This window comes from Leptolyngbya sp. CCY15150 (assembly GCF_016888135.1).
Classification (GTDB): Bacteria; Cyanobacteriota; Cyanobacteriia; order RECH01; family RECH01; genus RECH01.
Genome location: NZ_JACSWB010000276.1, coordinates 19,642 through 39,575, shown reverse-complemented (window position 1 = coordinate 39,575; position 19,934 = coordinate 19,642). Strand labels below are relative to the sequence as shown.

The window sequence follows — 19,934 nt, the reverse complement described above, 5'->3', positions numbered from 1 at the left end:
ACTGGACTAAAACAAAGAGGTTATAGAGTGTCGTGGGGGGCGATCGCTGAGATTTAGCCTAACCTTCAGGATTTTAAACGGAAAACTTAACCCTTACTTATTCAGTTCATAACCCTGTGCTTCTACCATCAGGACGGACTTTCATCCGCCCAGAGTAGTTCTGCATAGCGCCATTGGTTTAGACCAACTCACGCGAGGCTGATCTGGGCAGTACAAGAGGAGAACTGACCATGTCCGATAAACGAAGCCTGCGGCAAAAGTATGCCCAAATTCTTAAGGGCGAAACTCACTGTGATGATCCGAGGCAGCATAACCACGGCGATGAGCCGATCTGCAATCAGTCTAGCAACCCGGATTTCGCATCTATTCTCAATAGCCGCCTGCAGCGTCGCCAGGTGCTCAAGGGCAGCTTGGCCTTGGCCGTCACCTCGATGTTTGCTGGGCCAGCCATCAACACCCTGCGCGCTCGTCCAGCAGCGGCAAGCAGCACCCTTCTAGGCTTCAAAGCGGTTCCGGTCGGCGAGCTTGACACCGTTATTGTCCCTGAAGGCTACACAGCTAGCCCCTTAGTGTCGTTTGGGGAACCGATCACCGGCAGCTATCCTGCCTACAGCTTAGAAAGCACGGGCGCAGACCAGGCTATGCAAATGGGCAGCCACCACGATGGTATGCACTTTTTTCCCATTGAAGGTGAGTCGCCCTACGAAGGGAGTTCTGATGATGGACTCTTAGTACTCAACCATGAATATGTTGAGCCGCGCTATATGCATGCCGCTGCCATCGGCATGGCGTTGGACAGCGATGGTGTGCCCATGATGGGCGAGATGCGTGATGCTGACCAAGTGCTGAAGGAGCTGAATGGTCATGGCGTTAGCATCGTGCGGGTGCGCAAACAGTCCAATGGCACTTGGGCGATGGAACAGGATGACCGTAACCGTCGGATCACGGGGTTAACGCCCATGGAGATCAGCGGCCCAGTGCGCGGCAGCGATTTGGTGAAGACGCGCTATAGCCCTGATGGAACTCGCACCCGTGGCACCCTCAACAACTGTGCCCATGGCGTTACCCCCTGGAATACCTATCTGGCCTCCGAAGAAAACTGGGCCGGCTATTTCCGCAACGGCGATGTGGTTGCAGGCAGCAATCAAGGGGAAGTGGAACCCAATCTACCCCGTGAACAGGCTCGTTATGGCGTAGCAACAGGTGTTTCTCGCTATGGCTGGGAACTGGCCAGCAACGGCGCTGATGACTATATCCGTTTTGATGCCTCCACCAAGGCCGCCAGCGCCACCCAAGACTACCGCAACGAACCCAACACCTTTGGTTGGTTCGTAGAAATTGATCCCTTTGATCCCACCAGCACCCCCCAGAAGCGCACGGCGTTGGGCCGGTTTGCCCATGAAGGCGTGGTTTTCCAGCCGGCAGTTGAAGGAGAACCGGTGGTCTGCTACTCCGGTGATGATGCGCGGTTTGAGTATGTCTACAAATATGTGTCTGCCCAGCCCTATTTCAGCGCAACGGCTGGGGGCTATTTGTTGGACAACGGCACCCTCTACGTGGCTCGGTTCAACGAAGACGGTAGCGGTGAATGGATCGCGTTGGTGTTTGGCCAAAATGGCTTGACGCCGGAGAACGGGTTCAATAGCCAAGCGGATGTCTTGGTCAACACTCGGACAGCCGCAGACTTTGTGGGTGCTACCAAGATGGATCGTCCTGAGTGGGGCGCGGTGGATCCTAACACCAAGCAAGTCTATTTCACCCTGACCAACAACAGCCGTCGGACGGATGACGAGGTAGATGCTGCCAACCCTCGGGCAGCCAATGAGTGGGGACATATCATTCGCTGGAGCGAAGGCAACAATGACCCGACTTCCAAAACCTTCCAGTGGGATCTCTTTGTCTTGGCCGGGCCGGAGGACGATAGCACCATGCTCAACGGTCAAGCCTTGAGCGAAGATAGCAAATTCTGCTGTCCAGATGGTCTATGGTTTGATGCGAGCAGCCGTCTGTGGATTCAGACGGATATCAGCGAAAGCGTCATGAATACTGGGGACTTTGTTCAGTTTGGCAATAACCAAATGCTGGCTGCTGACCCAGTCACCGGTGAAATTCGTCGCTTTCTGACGGGCCCCATTGGTCAAGAAATTACTGGTGTGGTCACAACCCCGGATCAGCGCACGATGTTCATTAACGTGCAGCATCCTGGGGCAACGGTGACGGCGGACGAGTTTGCTGCCGGCAACCTCAAGTCTCGTTGGCCGGATCAAAGTGCCTCTATGTATCCCCGTTCTTCTACGGTGGTGATTACCAAGGATGATGGCGGCATGATTGGCACCTAAGGTGTTGATTGTCCATCACTAGTTGCACGGATATCGGGAGGCAGGCAGATCACGGCTGGCCTCCCTTTTTTATGGCTAGCATTCAGACTCATCAAGCGATCGCTCCCCCTAGGAAGTCCAAGAACAGCGATCGCTCTCCTGCTAGGATAACCACACGGAGCCTCGCTCATACGTTGTCCCATCCATAGCCTGCAATATAGCCTGCCATGCAGACGTCTCCTGCTCCCACCCGCTGGGCGATCGCTCTCATTCTCACGGTTGGCATTCTGGCAGTGTCCACGGCCGCTGTGTTCATTCGCCTGGCCCTCGATGCTGCCGATCAACGGGGGGTAGGCTTTAGCTTAGTCTTAGCCGCCATGCGCATGGGCATTGCCGCGCTGATGCTGGTGCCAACCTGGCGCAGCTTTCATCCAGGGCAGATCCAGAGGCGATCGCTGCTCTATTCCATGGTGGCGGGCATCTGTCTGGCGATCCACTTTGCCAGTTGGATTACCTCACTGTCCTATACCTCCATTGCTGCCTCAACCACCTTGGTGACCACCAATCCCATTTGGGTGGCGCTGCTGTCTTGGTGGATTTGGCGAGAGCGGCCCACCTGGCTGACATCGGTGGGCATTGGGGTAGCGATCGCAGGCAGTGCAGTCATTGGTCTCAGTGATTTAGGGGTTGCGTCGCCTGGACAGCATCCGCTCTTGGGGAACGCCCTGGCCTTAATCGGATCGTGGGCCGTGAGCGCTTATTTTCTCCTCAGCCGAGAGGCACAGCGCAACGGTGTTTCCACTCAGCACCATGTAGCCATTACCTATAGTTTGGCAGCCCTGGTTCTCATTCCCATGCCTTGGCTAGCCCATACCTCCTATCTAGGTTATTCTCCCAGGGTCTATGTATATATTTCTTTAATGGCGCTATTTCCCCAGGTGATTGGGCATACTAGCCTCAACTGGGCGGTGCGCTGGATGTCACCCACGCTTGTCACCCTTGTAATTTTGGCGGAACCTGTTGGCGCTGGCCTCTTGGGTTTGGTCATCTTCCAAGAATATCCCGGGCCGATGGTGCTCTTAGGTGCCATGATTCTGTTAAGTGGGGTGGCGATCGCCGCAATTGGCAATCAGGATCGTCCATCGATGCCATCATCGCCTTAATCACGGCTCTTGACGCTAGGACTACAGAGCAGGGAAGGGCTTTCTGGAGCCAAACTCGTCGGCTCCGGCAACCTGGGGGGCAGGAACCATTCACGCAATCTTGACGTTTGTCAGTATCCTAAGAAGCGTCCCCGGCCCACCCAAGCCATCCTTGCTAGCTCATCTGTGTTCATCGACCGCCAACGTCCAGAACTATCTATCTAAGCCAAGAGGTCCCAGGGGCGATCGCCCTGTTGACTCCATCGTGGTAGAAGCCGGGGCGATCGCCCCATGGTTTTCCCCCTGACTTTTCCCCCTGACCATCGCACAGCTTCAGGTATCATGACGCCCCCTCAATTCACTTGATCCGTATTTATACTCTCCCCCAAACGGCAAGCACGTCTTTAACAACGCCGGAACTTACCATAGATGCTAGCCATCTGAACCTCATGATGGATTAACGATCATGGGCACACGTCATCATCCAAGATGGACGGAAGATTTGCCTTCCGTTGTCCCTTGTTTGCTAGGTGGATGTTTGTTGTGGCAGCGGTACGGGCACTATCTGTACATCAGGTAATGCGTTCCACGAATGATGATGCGGCGAGAAAAGGGCATGGGGGATGATGAGCAACCCTGGAAACACTATGTTTGGACGACTTGATCAACCACTAAACCAAGAGCATGAACAGTATCGCCTGCAAGCGTTAGCTGAATCTGGTTTATTAGACACCGAGAATTTACCCGTCTTCGAGGAAGCGACCCAAACCGCGGCCCATTTCATCCATGCCCCAATTTGTATTCTGGGATTGGTGGATCGCGATCGCCAATGGTTGCGCTATGCCGTGGGTCTATCGCGGTTGGGGTTGATGAATGACCTGGCTACCTCTCGCCAATTGCCCCGTTGTGAAGCGTTTTGTGACCAGGTGATTACTCGGCGGCGATCGCTCACCATCGACCATGCCTCTATCGAACCGGCCTATAAAGATGGCCTGTTGGTGCAGCGCTATGGCATTCAGGCCTACCTGGGCGTGCCCTTGCTGAATGCTCAAGGGTTTTGCCTCGGTAGCTTGGCGGTGATGGATCTAGTGCCGCGCTCCTTCACGTCCCAAGAGATCACCTTTTTAGAAATGATTGCCCGCTGGGGCATGAGCGAATATGAACGCAATCAGGTTCTGAAGCGATCGCTCACTGCCATCCCAGCCTTGCCCAATCCCGAACCATCCCATGCCCTTGCCACACCTGCACCATCTGCCCTGCCCCCCTCGTCTATCCACGATCCCCGGCAGGTGCGCACCGATTTGATCGTGCAGATGACCCATGATTTAACCACTCCCCTCACGTCGGTGTTGGGCATGACGAGTGTGCTCCAACGGGAAATCTATGGCCCCCTGACGGAGAAGCAAAAAGAATATCTGGATGTGGTTCACAGCAGTGGTCAATACCTGCTGGCGGTGGTCAATGAAATTTTAGAACTGGGGCGGTTAGATGATGGCGATCGCGCCCTGGATCTAGCGCCCGTGGATGCTGAGATGTTGGGGCAGCAGGCGCTCCAGCCCTTAGAAGCCTTAGCACAGCGGCGGGGCATTACCCTCCAGCTCTCGGTGGAGCCGGGGCATCGTATTTGGCTGCTAGACAAGGACAAGGTGCGGCAAATGCTCTACCACCTAGCCTTTGGCATGATCCAATCCTCCAACGCCGACAGCATCATCCATATTCATGTTTCCCGGAAAGCGGAGCAGTTGCATATGCTGCTATGGTCTGCCCATCCATGGCTAGAGGACGGTTTACAGGCCGATGCGTCTCCCAATCTATCGGCCGATGGGCTATCTGAGGCTCATGGGGAGGGGCGCGATCGCTCCACCGCCTCGTCTCGGGCAGCAAGGCGATCGCTGGAGTCATCCACGGCCGTGGCGACGATGGCAGACTCGTCGGCCCATGGGGTGAAAACTCGACAGGTGTTGGGGATGGAACTCAGTCGGCACTTGGCGGAGCGCCATGGTGGGGAGCTGATGGTGCAAACCAGCGATACGGGCATTCGCTACCTGATCACCCTGCCGCGTTTAACCAGTGCGGATGATGTACCTCAGTCTACGGCTAGCTAGGGAACGACTAGGGGCGGCCCAGGCTCAGGCGCAGCAACGATAGCCCCAGGATGACCAAGAACATCACCAGGCCCACGGTGCAGGCATAGCTGATCTCTAGGGTTTCAAAAGCCTGTTCATAAACGTAATACACCAAGGTTTTGGAACTATTGAGGGGTTGCCCTTTGGTCATGATGTAGACTTCCTCAAAGACCTTGGTGGCAGAGATAGCGGAGATCACCGCGACTAAAAAGAGATAGGGACGCATGAGGGGCAGCGTGATATCCCAATGCCGTTGCCAGCCATCGGAACCGTCGATCGCTCCCGCTTCATAGAGTTCGGGGGGAATGCCCTGCAAACCTGCCAGGTAGATCACCATGTAGTATCCCAACCCTTTCCAGATGGTGACGGCCATGACGCTATAGAGGGCGAAGTTGGGACTGGTGAGCCAGGGTAGACCCATGTCTGACAGGTGCAATCCCCGCAGCAGTTGGTTGAGCAACCCTGTTTCTGCATACAGCCAGCGCCAGGCAATGCCTGCTACCACCATGGAAATGACCACGGGGGTGTAGTAGGCGGCGCGAAACCAGTGAATTCCCGGCAGCCGCTGGTTAACTAAGATGGCAAGTCCTAGGGGAATCAGGGTCAAAATAGGCACTACGCCGACGAGGTAGATCAGCGTATTGGTGAGCGTTTTCCAAAAGACAGGGTCGCTCCAAAGGCGCTGAAAGTTGGCCAACCCCACCCAGCGGGGCGGTTGGGTGATGTCGTATTCGTAGAGGGTGAAGCTGAGGAAGAAGGCCTGGAGGGCTGGCCAAAAGACGGTGAGCGTCAACACTAAGAGGGCTGGCAGCAGAAATAGGTAGGGCTGCGATCGCGCCCCCAAAATCGTCCAGCCGCTGGCATCATCGGCTCCGCCGGGAAAACTAACCTGTAGCCTCCCAAGTTTGATCTGAACTTTCATCGGTTTGCAAAGAAGAGAGACACAGTGTTATGATATTAAACTGAAGAAGACACGTGGCGAGCGTAGCCAAGAGGTTAAGGCAGCGGGTTGTGGTCCCGCCATTCGTGGGTTCGAGTCCCATCGTTCGCCCTTACATCCATCACTATTAAGTAAGCATCAGGCCACCGGCGCATCATTCCGATCCTAAGGCAAGTTCTTGCCGGGGAACCGGATCGGGGAAAAGTCGGCGAAATTGGCGATCGCGATCGCCTAAGCTTTCATAGAAGAAAAACGATACGCCTGCCAGATGGCGATCGCGCACGGTTTGCACCTGTTCGGCAATCAGATCCATCTCCACCGGGCGGTTGCGTAGACCCGTGAGGATGCCAACGCCTAGGGGAATGTGGGCCTGTTCAATCTCGGGTTGATCCAATTCCTCCCGGAAGCGATCCATGTCACTGCGGTAAAGCTGCACGATCAGCTCTTCCACAAAGCCGCGCTGCGTCCAGTTCCACCAGTCTTGCAGGTACATGTCATAGGCAAACTCGCGGGGGTTGGGCGACAGCGCCACCAGACAGTCGGGACGGACGGCTTTGACGGCATAGAAGATCTGTTCTGCTAGGTTGGTGACCTGGTCGGCTCGCCAGCGCATCCAGGCAGGATCGTGGATATCTGTGGGTGGATCTGCCCCCTCATGGGCTTGCCGATAGAGACCCAGGCTGTACTCGTCGTAGCCTAGCTCCACGGGCATACCCAGATGGTCATCAAACTGGATGCCGTCGATGTCGTACTGACTGACCAGTTCGGTGACCAAGTCCACCAAAAACCTCTGGACGCCAGGATGGGCTGGATTCAGCCAAACGCGGGGATGGACGCCGCCTTCTAGGATAATCTGACTGCCGTCGGAGCGCTGGGTCACCCAGTCGGGATGGCGATGCACCAGCTCTGAACCGGCGGGAGCCATGAGGCCAAACTCGACCCAGGGAATGACGCTGAGCCCGCGCCGATGTCCTTGCTGCACCAATTCTGCTAGCAGATCGCGATCGCTTAGACCGGGATGGGGATAGAGCGATCGCCCAATATCTCGCTGCGCTACCTTGCTGGGATAGAGGGTATAGCCCCAGTTCCAGACGGTGGGATAGAGGGTGTTGAAATGGAGTCGCTGCAAACGGCGGACGGCTTGGTTGAGGGATGAACGAGAAAACAGAACGTCGCTGTCTACGTTGGTCAACCACACGCCGCGAATCTCTGTCTGGGGGGCGGATGACAGGGCTACGGGCGTGAGGACAAGACTGAGGGCGATCGCCATACCTAGACCTGCCCAGCCTATCCAGTTCAGTCCGGTTCTCAGGCGATGGAGGGTGGCCAGCAGCGATCGCCCCGCCCCTAGGATCCGGCTCTTGATGTAGTACAATTGTATCAACTTAATCCTGAGGCATGACGGCCATGATTTGATCCACAAAAAGCTGATGGTCGATAACGGGTTTGGTGATGTAGCCATCGGCCCCGCTCTGGGCTAAAAAATGTTCGCGATCGCCCTCCATGGCATGGGCTGTGACCAAAATAATTGGCAGGTCTGCGGTTTCGGGATCGGCCTTCAGCAACTGAGTGATCTTAATGCCATCAACGGGTTTCCCGCGATACATACTCCTTGCTAGGGATACATCCATCAGGATGACGTCCACTTGGTGACCCTGGGCCGCCTCCATCACCTCATCCACATTTTCCGTATGCTTGACCGCCAAGCCCGCTCGCTTTGTCAAAATCTTGGAAAAAACCCGTGCATTCACCGGGTCATCTTCGACGATCAGGACTGTTTTCATGGACAACTCCTCGCAAGCCTTGGGTAGTTTATCAATCAGTGACGTTAGGAAATAGGGGGCAACCTGGGCAGATCGATGGAGATACAACCGGCGATCGCTACCATCGATCATGGCAATCCACATCAATCTTTACCCTAAGACGGGACGCTTTTGAATCTCTGAGCAGAAGACTTGACCAAATCTCTACAAACAGAGCTAGGGCGATCGCCCCGATGGCGATCAACAAGGCGATCAACAATCTGTTTCCATGAGTGTAGCGGATGCAAAGAGCAGGCGATCGCGGCCCTGTCTGGTGTCATCTCTGGGGAGCGATCGCGCTCTTGTCTGAAGATGGCATGAATCTGGTTGCTCAGTCTACGGTAGATACAGGAGCGATACAGTAAGTTGATAGAACAAGTTGATAGAACAGGGTGACCTAGATCCAGGATGGCAGGATGCTCTGGGGGGCGATCGGATCTTGCTCAAAATCCCGCGCCTCCATGGGCAACTCATCGTAGGATACAAGATTGATGCGGCACATCTAGTGTTCAGCCCCTAGCAGATGGCACTGAGATGGTTGCACTCGTCCAAACCTGGCCCAAACCAGCTTGGCTTAAACCAGATTGAATGTAGAATGGGCGATCGCCCTCCGGATGACCGCACCATTGGGAATTTAAGGACAAACTTCATGGCAAAGCAGCTCAATATTCTTTCTTCAGGACAAGTCGTACCCACCGCCTTGCATACCGAGGTGCAGCGTTCCTACTTGGAATATGCCATGAGCGTGATTGTCGGACGGGCTTTGCCCGATGTGCGAGATGGCTTGAAGCCGGTGCATCGCCGCATTCTTTACGCCATGCATGAACTGGGGCTCACCCCCGATCGCCCCTATCGGAAATGCGCCCGGGTGGTGGGGGATGTGTTGGGGAAGTATCACCCCCACGGCGATCAGGCGGTCTATGATGCCCTGGTGCGGATGGTGCAAGATTTTTCCAGCCGCTATCCGGTGTTGGCAGGGCATGGCAACTTCGGCTCCGTGGATAACGATCCACCGGCGGCTATGCGCTACACCGAAACTCGCCTGGCCTCCATTGGCAATGAGGCCTTGCTGGCGGAAATTGGTGAAGCCACGGTGGACTTCATCGGCAACTTTGACAACTCCCAGCAAGAGCCAATTGTCTTGCCGGCCCAGTTGCCCTTCCTGCTGTTAAATGGCTGCTCGGGAATTGCTGTGGGCATGGCTACCAACATTCCGCCCCATCATTTGGGTGAAATTGTCGATGGTCTGATTGCCTTGATTGATCGTCCCACCTTGCCCGATGAGCATTTGCTGGAGATTATTCCCGGCCCAGATTTTCCCACCGGCGGCGAGATTATTGGCACGGAGGGCATCCGCGATGCCTATTTGACGGGACGGGGCAGTATTCCGGTGCGAGGCATTGCCCAGTTTGAAGAGATTCCCGGTGGACGTGGACGGCAGCGGCGATCGGCGATTGTGGTCACAGAACTGCCGTTTCAGGTGAATAAGGCGGCTTGGATTGAGAAGCTGGCCGACTTGGTGAACCAAGGTCGCATCCAGGGAATTTCAGATATTCGTGATGAGAGCGATCGCGATGGTATGCGGGTGGTGATTGAGCTGAAGCGGGAGGCCAATGCCCAAAAAATTCTCAACCGCATGTACAAGATGACGCCGTTGCAAACCAACTTCGGCACCATCATGCTGGCGTTGGTGGACGGGCAGCCGCGCCAAATGCCGCTGCGGGAGGTGCTGCAGCAGTTTCTACAGTTTCGCGAAGAGACGCTCACCCGCCAATATAACCATGAGCTAGAGCGGGTGGAAACTCGCATCCATCTGGTGCATGGTCTGCTCTCTGCCCTAGCCAATTTGGATGAGGTGATCGACATTCTCCGCAGTGCTCCCGATGGCACAACGGCTAAACTGACGCTGCAAAACCAGTTTGACTTTAGCGATCGCCAAGCCGATGCGATTCTTTCCATGCCCCTACGCCGCTTGACCGGTCTGGAGCGCCAAAATCTCCAAACCGAGTATGAAAGTCTCAACCGCCGCCGGGAGGATCTGCGTACCCTGCTGGGCGATCGCCGAGAATTATTGAAGGCGCTGAAAAAGGAACTGCGGGCCCTGAAGCGGCAGCATGGCGATGAACGCCGCACCCGGATTCAGAGCGAGGCTGAGCGGGCAGCGGAATCTCGCCGTATTGATCAACTGCAGGAGGAGGAGGCAACCCAGGCGGAAGAGGTGGTGCTAGAATTCACCAGCCGAGGCTATGTGCAGCGGCGATCGCCCCGGGCGTTTGAAAAGGCCCAAGAACAGCGGGATGTCCAAGAAGCGACCCTGCATGACTATGACGATATTCCCCTGCAGGCGATCGCTGCTACGACGAAGCAAACCCTGTTGGTGTTGACCAGTACCGGCAAGGCCTTCACCGTGAATGTGGCCGATATTCCGCCCACGCCCCGCAACTCTCGGGGCACGGCATTCATCAGCTTGCTGCCGCCGAGTGCCCAAGAAACTCAGGAAGCGATCGCCTTCTATGACATTTTGCCGGAGCATAACGCTCCCGATCTGGTGCTGCTGACCCAACAGGGGCGGATCAAGCGGTTGGCGGTATCTGAGTTGGTGAGCAGCACCAGCCGCGGTCTGACGGCGCTGAAGCTGAAGGAGGGGGATGAGCTGAAGTATGTCACCTTTGCCCGACCAGACGAGCAGATGGTGGTGGGTACGTCGGGCGGACGGGTGCTGCGTTTTGCGGTGGATGATGAGCAACTGCCGATGATGACCCGCACGGCCCAGGGCAATACGGCCGTGCGTATGCGTAAGGGGGAAACCGTGGTGGGCTGTGTGGCGGTTAGACCCAATCAAGCGGTGGTGCTGTTCACCCAGCATGGCTATTTCAAGCGGCTGGCGGTGCAGGATTTGCGCCTAGCCCATCGGGGTGATCTAGGGCTGCAGGCCATGCGATTTGCCCTGAAGACCGATGCCTTGGTCGGGTTGGCTGCCCTCCAGCCGGGACTACACCTAACGTTGCTCAGCGATGCCCAGCGCGCGGCCCAGTTTTCGTCTGATACCGTCGCCAAGGCCCGCGCTACGGAAACGGGCGATCGCCTCTTGAAAGCGAACCGAGGTGAGAAGGTGATCGCCAGTATTGTTTCCTTTACCCCCCAGGACGCGCCGGATCGCTAGGGGATTGTTCCTGGAGTGCCGTCACTTGGGGATGGGCGTGGCGATCGCTGCCGGTGGGCGGGGTAAGCGGAACGAGGTTGCTGCTGGGCGGCCGATGCCATAGGACAGGGCATAGTAGCGGCTCAGCAGCCAGAACCATAGGGCTGGGAAGCGTGGTTCTAGCCAGGGCTGAATCCATTGACTAAAGGCGGGCAGACGTTGGAACAGCCAGCCCAGCAGCGCTCCTAGGGTGAAGGTGATGTAGCTCCAGAGCCAGCGCACCATATCGGCGGGGCCCGCTAGTTCCCAGATCCACGCTAGCAAGGCCGGATTCTTCCAGGCGGCCCGCAGCGCCATGCGGTTAAAGTCCCACCAGCTAGCGCGATCTTTGATGAACCGATTTGCCACCTCCGGCGGCTCGGCGGCCAAGACGCCAAAAAAGGTGTTGAGCATGGCATTGATCATTTGCGGCGGCAGCGATCGCCCCGTCGGCACCATCATGCCTTTGGAGAAAATCCAGGTGACGGCCACATTGCTTTGATAGGCGCGAATCTGATCGAGGTAGGGACGGGTCAACAAATCGTGGCGCAGGGCCGTATCCAGCAAATGGGTGAGGCGGGCCAAGTTGCGTACCAGCGACCCGAAGCCGGTGAACACTAAGGGCGATTGCAGAGATGCAGCATCGCCAATGGCCACTAGGCGATCGAAGGCAACGTGGCGATCGCTGCCGGTGAGGCTGAAGTAGCCGGGAATGTAGCCAAAGGTCGGCTTTTGCCAGACGAGCTGATCGACGTCGCAGCGTCGGTATTCGGGCAGGATGGTGAAAAAGTCTTCATACATCTCCAGCAAGGAGCCAGGATTATCGGGATGTACCTGGTGGTAGTGGAAGAGGTAGAAGGTCAGATCGTCGCCTTGCCCAGGAAACAGTTCCCAAATCAACTGCCGCCCTCGGGAAATATCCCCATGGCTATTGAGCACATCGCCATACTGCTCGTCCCAGACGCCCGGCTCAAAGCCACCGGAAATCACCGCGCCCACCGTAGGGCAAACGCTATCAAAGGAGCGCCCGCCATTCAGTTGCCAAGCGATGGGTGAGGCCGTACCCATGGCATCCACCAAGAGTTGGCCTGCGGCTTGGCGATCGCCCTCAGAAGGTAAATGCCGCGCCTGCACGATCACCTGATCGGTATAGACCGTGGCCTGCTGAAACTCAGTTTCATCCCAGATCTCACCGCCCGCCGCCCGCAGTTTTTCACCGCAGAGGGCCAGCAGCTTGTCTGAATTCAGGGCAATATTCAACACCGTCGGCGTTTGCAGCACCGGCGCTTTGGCCTGGGGTGGGTTATTGGCATCAAAAAACTTGTGAAAGCCGTTCACATATTCGCGGGCGATCAGCGACTCAAATTCCTGCCGCGTAAATAAGCCCAAGTCGAGCAGACTTTCAAACTCCTCCCGCGAAATATTCCACTCGCGGTTCATGCGTCCAAAGGGTAAGCGTTCCAGCAACAGCACCCGATAGCCCAAGCGAGCCATCACCGCTGCATGCAGCACTCCCAGCGCCCCTCCCACATAAATGATGTCGTAGGCGGCCTCCACAGATGGAGCTGAGCCACTTTGGGACACCACCACGGGCTTGGGCTGAGTGGGTTGACGCACACCCTCCCGCCAGCGCTGCTCCCACCAATAGACCCGCCGCAGATCGTAGTCGCCATTGGGCATTTTCTTAAACTGGCGCACCGTTTCGGGATAGTAGGGCGCTAGGGCATCAAAGACCGATTGCTGGGACAGATCCAGAACTGGAGGGGCCGGATACTGATTGGGAAACCGCTGCCGCAGATGCTGAGTCAAGCGTCGTAGCGTGGCTTGTTCTCCCGGAAAGCGGGCATTACCCCAGCGAAACACCTTGAGGTAGGTGGTGCGCTGCAGTGACCAGGTCACCACCGAAAGTTCGCGGGGGAGCTGGTCGGCGGTTTTGGGTTCCCTGGAAGCACCCGATGGATGGTCAAGCTGGATGCGAATGCCGTCGGGTGTCGGTAGCACCTTGCCCACAGTCGGCTCAAAGTCGTGCTGTAGCCAGGTACAAACAGCGGCCGTATCGGGGGTCGGCACCTCTAGATAAAGGATTTCTCTCATCGTAATGATTCAATCAATTCAAGATGGCTACTGCTACAACAGTCCAGAGCGGTGCTGTCCATCGATCCTAATAGAACGAGTGCATCGATCGTCGTTCGCCTCTTAGAACCACGATAGACAAGCATGGGAATTTCTTGTGGACGCCCTAGGGGAACTTCTATCAAGAAGGAGTACAAAACATCGGCAGAGGAATCATCGTATCGGTTTAACAGTACACCTGATTCATCCCGCAGCCACGAGTCTTTTGGGAGATCTTAACGGGGATACCACACTGGATTCAACCACCGGCTTGCCGCTTGAGGTTCCAGTACGCTACACTGCCCAATACCCTGATGGTTAAAAAACGTTACATAGCTCTCATGATCGGATCACAGACATCCGATGGGTTCAAAGAGTCCCTGAATGGGAGATTCTGCCGTACAGTGATGAATAATTCGATGTCTCTCTCCCCCCAGCCTGTGACTAGTCTGAAACCGCCACCTGTAGACTCAGACCTCATCTTAGCGGCGATCGCTCAGGTGATTCGCATGGCCAAAGCTCAGGGGCGATCGCTTGAGGACGTCAAGACAGAATTGCTGACCGATCACAACCTTCTCGATCCAGAACTGCGGCTACTGCTGAGTGAAATCGTCACCCGCGCCTGGGAAGCTTGGCCTACCTGGGAACCTCAAATCCAAGTGGCTCAGCTTTAAGGTTCCCTTAGATTCAAGGCTCTTCGATAGACCATGAAGGAGGCGATAGGGGATCTGGATGGGCCGCGAATCTGCACCCGCAGCACCACATCGATCCCCTAAGTTCCTCGAATCCCGAAGGATTGGTAGACGCTTAGACTTTCTTCAGCCAGCTAAACATGGCGCGCAGATCCTTACCCACTTCTTCAATGGGATGCTCAGCTTCCCGACGACGCATGGCCGTGAAGCCCGGCTTGCCAGCGGTGTTTTCTAGGACAAATTCCCGAGCAAACTGACCGGTTTGGATCTCTTTCAATATCTGCCGCATTTCTGCCCGAGTTTCGTCGGTGATGATCCGAGGACCACGGGTGAGGTCGCCGTATTCTGCGGTGTTGGAGATGCTGTCGCGCATCTTGGCCAAGCCACCTTCCACAATCAGGTCTACAATCAGCTTCACTTCATGCAAACACTCAAAGTAGGCTAGCTCCGGCTGATAGCCAGCATTCACCAAGGTTTCAAAGCCAGACTTGATCAATTCGCTCAAGCCGCCGCAAAGGACAACCTGTTCACCAAACAAGTCGGTTTCGGTTTCTTCCCGGAAGGTGGTTTCTAGAATGCCAGCGCGGGTGCCGCCGACGCCCTTGGCATAGGCCATGGCGCGATCGCGGGCTTGACCCGTAGCGTCTTGGTAGACGGCAAATAGACAGGGCACCCCTTCCCCTTGCTCGTAGGTGCGGCGCACGAGGTGACCGGGGCCCTTGGGAGCCACCATGATCACGTCTACATCAGCGGGGGGAACAATTTGGCCAAAGTTGATGTTGAACCCGTGGGCGAAGGCTAGAATATTGCCCGCTGCTAAGTTAGGGGCGATTTCTGCTTCGTAGATAGCCCGTTGCACTTCATCCGGCAGCAGGATCATAATCAGGTCGGCGGCGGCGGAAGCATCTGCAACCGATTTCACCGCTAGCCCTGCGGCCTCTGCCTTGGCAATGGAGCGACTGCCCGGATACAGCCCGACAATGACGTTTACGCCGCTGTCCTTGAGGTTCAGCGCATGGGCATGACCTTGGGAGCCGTAGCCAATGATGGCAACGGTTTTGCCGTTGAGTAGGTCTAAGTTTGCATCAGCGTCATAGTACATCCGAGCCATGAACGTCTCTCCTTGTCGCGGTAGTCGTTGCGAAGTTTTAATAAATTGCCAGTCTTTAATCCTATCAAGAAACCGGACAGTGCTCCAATCCATGATTAAGCTGTCGATCATTCATCAAGGGGCGATCGCTGCCCAGCCCATCCAGAGCATCTCGATATCGTTCCTACGCTGAGCGTGGGAATACCCCAGCGGTGCTCCTGCGCCCAGATCTCTATCGTCGCAGAAGAATAGCCGCAGGAGCGCTGGTACCATAAGCGCTGGCACCCTAATCATCAAGGGGCGCGCTGCCCAGCCCAACCAGAGCAGCTTAGGTCTAGGGGAGCCTATCTCCAGTCGAGGCCGTTCTGAGGGTTCCTCCCCCAGCAGGACGGCGGAAGCGGAATGGGCGGGCTATGATAGGAATCAGTGTTGACATTTCTTAATAATCTCGGATGACATGGCTGTTTTTTTGCCCGACTTGAGCGATCGCATCCATCACGTTAAGCAACAGTCCAGGCAGTTCCTGAAGGACAAGGTGCTGTTTGGCAATGAGCCGAGTCCAGAACTGACAGCCATTTTGCTGGTGTATTTTGTCCAGGGCATCCTAGGGCTGGCCCGGTTGGCGGTCAGCTTTTTCCTGAAGGATGATCTAGGGCTGAGTCCGGCTCAGGTGTCTGCCTTGATGGGGATTGCGGCCCTGCCCTGGGTAGTGAAGCCGCTGTTTGGCTTCATGTCTGACGGATTGCCGATTTTTGGCTATCGGCGGCGTCCCTACCTGATTTTGGCAGGGTTGTTAGGTGCGGGATCGTGGTTGTCTCTCGCGTTGGTGGTGAATACTGCCTGGGCGGCAACGGTGGCGATCGCCCTCAACTCCCTCTCGGTGGCCATCAGTGATGTGATTGTGGATTCCTTGGTGGTGGAACGGGCCCGCAAGGAATCCGTTGCCAAGGCCGGATCGCTGCAGTCGGTTTCTTGGGGAGCGTCCGCCCTGGGAGGCTTGCTGACCGCCTACTTCAGCGGTGTGCTGCTGGAATATTTCAGCACCCATGTGGTGTTTGGCATCACCGCCGTGTTTCCGCTGATCGTGACCCTCGTGGCGGGGCTGATTGCCGAAACGCCCATCCAGTCGTCCTCAGAATGGGCCGTTGTTGCCCGGCAGGTGAAGCAGCTCAAGGGCGCTATCCGCCAGCCAGCCATTTGGATGCCCACGGCCTTTCTCTTCCTTTGGCAAGCGACCCCCAGCTCCGATTCCGCCTTTTTCTTTTTCATTACCAATGATCTAGGCTTTCAGCCAGAGTTTTTGGGACGGGTGCGTCTGGTCACCAGTATGGCGGCGCTGCTGGGCATTTGGATGTTTCAGCGGTTCTTCAAATCGGTGCCCTTCCGCACCATCTTCTTTTGGACGACTATTGCCTCCACCCTGTTGGGAATGACCACTCTGCTGCTGGTCACCCATGCCAACCGCGCCATTGGCATTGATGATCAGTGGTTTAGTCTCGGCGATAGCCTCATTCTGACCGTGCTGGGGGAAATTGCCTTTATGCCGGTGCTGGTGCTGGCGGCACGCATCTGTCCCGCCGGCATCGAGGCTACCCTATTTGCCCTGCTGATGTCGGTGAGCAATCTGGCGGGGCTGGTGTCCCATGAGTTGGGAGCGCTGCTGACGGCTTGGTTAGGGATTACTGAGTCGAATTTTCAGAATCTTTGGATTTTGGTAGTCATCACCAACTTCAGTACTCTGCTGCCCCTGCCCTTGCTGCGCTGGCTGCCGGAAGATCAGCAAGCGATCGCCTCTGAGTCACCAGAACCAACCCCCGAGGTTGCGGTTGTGAGTTCCCAAACCTAAGTTATTCCCCCCAACGTATCGGTCGTAGCCTGAAGCGAACGCTCGTTACGTTGATGTTCCCGTATGTTCAGCGGTCTAGTGATACTGTATGCCAACTCCATCGACTCCATCATCAAGCCTGCCTCAGGCGATCGCTTCCGATCGTTCCTATAGCCGCCAAGACTGGCAAAAGGGTTATCAATCGCTGACTAGCGAACAGGATTACTGGATTGACGACGTCCAGGGTACGATCCCGGCTGATCTGGAAGGTACCTTATTTCGCAACGGCCCAGGACAGTTAGAGATTTACGGACAGCCCCTGCAGCATCCCTTTGATGGTGATGGCATGATCAGCTCCATTGCCCTATCCCAAGGACGGGCCTATTTTCGCAATCGCTTCGTGCGCACCCAAGGTTTTGTTGAGGAGCAAGCAGCGGGTAAAGTACTGTATCGCGGCACCTTTGGCACCCAGAAACCTGGGGGCTGGCTCGCCAATGCTTTTGATTTTCGTCTCAAAAATATCGCGAATACCCAGGTTATCTACTGGGGTGAGAAGCTGCTGGCTCTCTGGGAAGCAGCCGAACCCCACCGCCTCGATCCCCATACCTTAGATACCTTAGGGCTGGAATATTTTGATGGAGTCTTGCAGCCAGGGCAGTCCTTCGCGGCCCATCCCTGGATTGATCCAAGCTGCGATCGCTATGGGGGAGAGCCATGTTTGGTGAACTTTGCGGTACGCCCTGAGGGCCGTTCTACCCAGATCACGGTCTACGAGCTAAATAGAGCCGGACAGGTGACCTGGGAGCGATCGCAATCTGTGCCTGGATTTGCGTTTATCCACGACTTCGCGATCACGCCAGATTACTGTATCTTTTTCCAGAATCCCGTAGACTTTAATCTCCTACCCTTTGCCTTGGGGTTAAAGGGCGCGGCGCAATGCATCACCTTCCAAGCCCAGAAACCCACCCAGGTGATCCTAATTCCTCGGCATAGCGATCGCCCAATGCAGACCCTGGCCATGCCCGCCGGTTTTGTCTTTCACCATGCCAATGCCTTCCAAGACGGCGACGATTTGGTGATAGATTCCATCTGCTATGCCGACTTTCCCACGGTGGAGCCCAATCAAGATTTCCGCCAGGTTAACTTCGATCGCCTGCCTGCCGGACAGCTCTGGCGTTTCCGAATGCAGCCCGCCAGCGGCACCATTCAACGACAGTTGCTGGACGAACGCTGCTGCGAATTTCCCACCCTGCACCCTGACCATGTGGGACGCCCCTACCGCTATGCTTACCTAGCCGCAGCCCATCACCCCACAGGCAATGCGCCGCTGCAGGCGATCGCTAAAGTTGACCTAGAAACAGGCGATCGCCATCTGTGGAGCGCGGCCCCGCGAGGGTTTACCAGTGAGCCGGTGTTTGTGCTCAAGTCTCATACCTCCAGTCCCCAACCGGAGGATGCTGGTTGGCTGCTTACCTTAGTATTTGACGCAGAACAGGAACGTTCTCACCTGGTGATCTTGGATGCAGAGGATTTAGGACGGGGGGCGATCGCTGATCTCTGGCTCAAGCACTCTATTCCCTACGGTCTGCACGGCACCTTCACCCCCCATTATTTCGGCCCAGCCTTACGTCCGCGATCGCTCTAGACCCAGTTGAATTAACTGGTGTAACAGATCGGGAACGGCAACCCCCGACGCTTCCCAGAGCATGGGATACATACTGGTGGCGGTGAAGCCGGGGAGGGTATTGATTTCGTTGATCAGCACCTCGTCGGTGGCCTCCACGTAGAAAAAGTCTACCCGCGCAATGCAGGCTCCATCTAGGGCCAGGAATGCCTTAATGGCCATGTCTTGAATACGGCGAGTAACGGCCTCCGGTAACTTAGCCGGAATATGGAGTTGGGCTAGTCCTTCCGTGTATTTGGTTTCGTAGTCGTAAAAATCGCTGTCGAAGCTAATTTCACCCACCACCGATGCCTTGGGCTGATCATTACCTAAAACAGCACATTCCACCTCCCGCGCCGTCACCCCAGCTTCCACAATAATCCGGCGATCGTAGCTGGCGGCACTGTCTAGAGATGCTTCCAGTTCCGATCGCGATCGCACCTTGGAGATACCCACGGAGGATCCCAAATTCGCCGGTTTCACAAAGCAGGGATAGCCTAACTCGGCCTCAATGTCATCACAGAGTTTAGGAAACACACAGGGATTTGACCATACTTCAGCACGGGTGACGCCTCGATAGCGTACCTGGGGCAGACCTGCCTGGGCAAAGGCACTTTTCATGGCTAACTTATCCATAGCTACAGATGAAGTCATCACGCCGCAGCCCACGTAGGGCACCTGCATCAGTTGCAGCAATCCCTGCAGCGTTCCGTCTTCGCCGTTGGGGCCATGCAGCACCGGAAACCACAGATCCACCTCGTGAACACCGGCGGGAAACTGCCAGCGGTTCACCACGCCGTCATCGTCCCCTAACGCTTGACCAGACTCCAGCACCGACTGGGCGCGATCGCTGCCCTGCCATAAGCCATTTTTCTGAATATAAAACGGCACCACCTGATAGCGATCGCTATTCTCCGCCGTCGCCAAACCCCGAGCGATCGCCCTGGCTGAGCTAATCGACACCTCATGTTCCCCCGAACAGCCACCAAACAAGAGTCCAACTCGCAGCTTTGTCATAGCATGACCTCCTCACCTTCAATCTG

The 19,934-nt window shown here is 56.1% G+C and carries 15 protein-coding genes and 1 tRNA gene; 9 read left to right on the top strand and 7 right to left on the bottom strand.

The features are described from left to right. The first annotated feature begins 230 nt into the window (after window positions 1–230). The 3 genes from JUJ53_RS19955 (at window position 231) to JUJ53_RS19945 (ending at window position 5,565) form a co-directional block, all read left to right on the top strand. Window positions 231–2,339 (top strand): PhoX family phosphatase, encoded by a 2,109-nt coding sequence (locus JUJ53_RS19955; RefSeq protein ID WP_204153786.1) that lies wholly within the window; start codon window positions 231–233, stop codon window positions 2,337–2,339. A 206-nt stretch (window positions 2,340–2,545) separates the two neighbouring features. Further along, complete coding sequence (locus tag JUJ53_RS19950; RefSeq protein ID WP_204153785.1) at window positions 2,546–3,481, top strand: DMT family transporter; 936 nt, start codon at window positions 2,546–2,548, stop codon at window positions 3,479–3,481. A 626-nt stretch (window positions 3,482–4,107) separates the two neighbouring features. Beyond that, entirely contained in the window at window positions 4,108–5,565 is a 1,458-nt protein-coding gene (locus tag JUJ53_RS19945; RefSeq protein WP_239125230.1) for a GAF domain-containing sensor histidine kinase, read from the top strand. Window positions 5,566–5,572: 7 nt separating this feature from the next. Here the strand turns inward: JUJ53_RS19945 and JUJ53_RS19940 are convergent, their stop codons facing one another. Then, window positions 5,573–6,508, bottom strand: a complete 936-nt coding sequence (locus JUJ53_RS19940; protein WP_204153783.1) for a sugar ABC transporter permease — start codon at window positions 6,506–6,508, stop codon at window positions 5,573–5,575. Window positions 6,509–6,564: 56 nt separating this feature from the next. Here JUJ53_RS19940 and JUJ53_RS19935 point away from each other — a divergent pair. Next, window positions 6,565–6,637, top strand: a tRNA-His gene (locus JUJ53_RS19935). 43 nt (window positions 6,638–6,680) lie between these two features. Here the strand turns inward: JUJ53_RS19935 and JUJ53_RS19930 are convergent. Further along, window positions 6,681–7,910 carry a glycoside hydrolase family 10 protein gene (locus JUJ53_RS19930; protein ID WP_204153782.1) on the bottom strand — a complete coding sequence of 410 codons (1,230 nt, stop codon included), beginning with the start codon at window positions 7,908–7,910 and terminating at the stop codon, window positions 6,681–6,683. A gap of 1 nt (window position 7,911) precedes the next feature. Next, window positions 7,912–8,310 carry a response regulator gene (locus tag JUJ53_RS19925; RefSeq protein ID WP_204153781.1) on the bottom strand — a complete coding sequence of 133 codons (399 nt, stop codon included), beginning with the start codon at window positions 8,308–8,310 and terminating at the stop codon, window positions 7,912–7,914. 260 nt (window positions 8,311–8,570) lie between these two features. Between JUJ53_RS19925 and JUJ53_RS25245 the strand changes: the two genes are divergently transcribed. Continuing rightward, on the top strand, window positions 8,571–8,693 hold the full coding sequence (locus JUJ53_RS25245; protein ID WP_275415813.1) for a hypothetical protein: 123 nt from the start codon (window positions 8,571–8,573) through the stop codon (window positions 8,691–8,693). A 284-nt stretch (window positions 8,694–8,977) separates the two neighbouring features. After that, window positions 8,978–11,491 carry a DNA gyrase subunit A gene (gyrA, locus tag JUJ53_RS19920; RefSeq protein ID WP_204153780.1) on the top strand — a complete coding sequence of 838 codons (2,514 nt, stop codon included), beginning with the start codon at window positions 8,978–8,980 and terminating at the stop codon, window positions 11,489–11,491. 21 nt (window positions 11,492–11,512) lie between these two features. Here gyrA and JUJ53_RS19915 read toward each other — a convergent pair whose 3' ends face one another. Then, window positions 11,513–13,603: a flavin-dependent dehydrogenase gene (locus JUJ53_RS19915; protein WP_239125229.1), complete on the bottom strand. Its 2,091-nt coding sequence runs from the start codon at window positions 13,601–13,603 to the stop codon at window positions 11,513–11,515. A gap of 458 nt (window positions 13,604–14,061) precedes the next feature. On the opposite strand from JUJ53_RS19915, the gene JUJ53_RS19910 reads away from it, so the two are divergent. After that, the gene (locus JUJ53_RS19910; RefSeq protein ID WP_204153779.1) at window positions 14,062–14,295 is read left to right on the top strand and encodes a hypothetical protein; all 234 of its coding nucleotides are present in this window, start codon (window positions 14,062–14,064) and stop codon (window positions 14,293–14,295) included. Window positions 14,296–14,428: 133 nt separating this feature from the next. Here JUJ53_RS19910 and ilvC read toward each other — a convergent pair whose 3' ends face one another. Beyond that, window positions 14,429–15,424: a ketol-acid reductoisomerase gene (gene ilvC / locus JUJ53_RS19905; protein ID WP_204153778.1), complete on the bottom strand. Its 996-nt coding sequence runs from the start codon at window positions 15,422–15,424 to the stop codon at window positions 14,429–14,431. Between the two features lie 114 nt (window positions 15,425–15,538). After that, a complete protein-coding gene (locus JUJ53_RS19900; protein WP_204153777.1) occupies window positions 15,539–15,676 on the bottom strand; it encodes a hypothetical protein in 138 nt (45 codons plus the stop codon). 184 nt (window positions 15,677–15,860) lie between these two features. On the opposite strand from JUJ53_RS19900, the gene JUJ53_RS19895 reads away from it, so the two are divergent. Both JUJ53_RS19895 and JUJ53_RS19890 read left to right on the top strand, forming a co-directional pair. Then, window positions 15,861–17,249 (top strand): folate/biopterin family MFS transporter, encoded by a 1,389-nt coding sequence (locus JUJ53_RS19895; RefSeq protein ID WP_204153776.1) that lies wholly within the window; start codon window positions 15,861–15,863, stop codon window positions 17,247–17,249. 88 nt (window positions 17,250–17,337) lie between these two features. After that, window positions 17,338–18,873, top strand: a complete 1,536-nt coding sequence (locus JUJ53_RS19890) for a carotenoid oxygenase family protein (RefSeq protein WP_204153775.1) — start codon at window positions 17,338–17,340, stop codon at window positions 18,871–18,873. Here the strand turns inward: JUJ53_RS19890 and JUJ53_RS19885 are convergent. Further along, entirely contained in the window at window positions 18,853–19,908 is a 1,056-nt protein-coding gene (locus tag JUJ53_RS19885; RefSeq protein ID WP_204153774.1) for a D-alanine--D-alanine ligase family protein, read from the bottom strand. The genes JUJ53_RS19890 and JUJ53_RS19885 overlap by 21 nt on opposite strands. Window positions 19,909–19,934: the final 26 nt, after the last annotated feature.

Coding starts and splice junctions, on each gene's coding strand:
- JUJ53_RS19955 (WP_204153786.1), top strand. CDS start 231: ATGTCCGATAAACGAAGCCTGCGGCAAAAGTATGCCCAAATTCTTAAG.
- JUJ53_RS19950 (WP_204153785.1), top strand. CDS start 2,546: ATGCAGACGTCTCCTGCTCCCACCCGCTGGGCGATCGCTCTCATTCTC.
- JUJ53_RS19945 (WP_239125230.1), top strand. CDS start 4,108: ATGTTTGGACGACTTGATCAACCACTAAACCAAGAGCATGAACAGTAT.
- JUJ53_RS19940 (WP_204153783.1), bottom strand. CDS start 6,508: ATGAAAGTTCAGATCAAACTTGGGAGGCTACAGGTTAGTTTTCCCGGC.
- JUJ53_RS19925 (WP_204153781.1), bottom strand. CDS start 8,310: ATGAAAACAGTCCTGATCGTCGAAGATGACCCGGTGAATGCACGGGTT.
- JUJ53_RS25245 (WP_275415813.1), top strand. CDS start 8,571: ATGCAAAGAGCAGGCGATCGCGGCCCTGTCTGGTGTCATCTCTGGGGA.
- gyrA (WP_204153780.1), top strand. CDS start 8,978: ATGGCAAAGCAGCTCAATATTCTTTCTTCAGGACAAGTCGTACCCACC.
- JUJ53_RS19915 (WP_239125229.1), bottom strand. CDS start 13,603: ATGAGAGAAATCCTTTATCTAGAGGTGCCGACCCCCGATACGGCCGCT.
- ilvC (WP_204153778.1), bottom strand. CDS start 15,424: ATGGCTCGGATGTACTATGACGCTGATGCAAACTTAGACCTACTCAAC.
- JUJ53_RS19900 (WP_204153777.1), bottom strand. CDS start 15,676: ATGGTACCAGCGCTCCTGCGGCTATTCTTCTGCGACGATAGAGATCTG.
- JUJ53_RS19895 (WP_204153776.1), top strand. CDS start 15,861: ATGGCTGTTTTTTTGCCCGACTTGAGCGATCGCATCCATCACGTTAAG.
- JUJ53_RS19890 (WP_204153775.1), top strand. CDS start 17,338: ATGCCAACTCCATCGACTCCATCATCAAGCCTGCCTCAGGCGATCGCT.
- JUJ53_RS19885 (WP_204153774.1), bottom strand. CDS start 19,908: ATGACAAAGCTGCGAGTTGGACTCTTGTTTGGTGGCTGTTCGGGGGAA.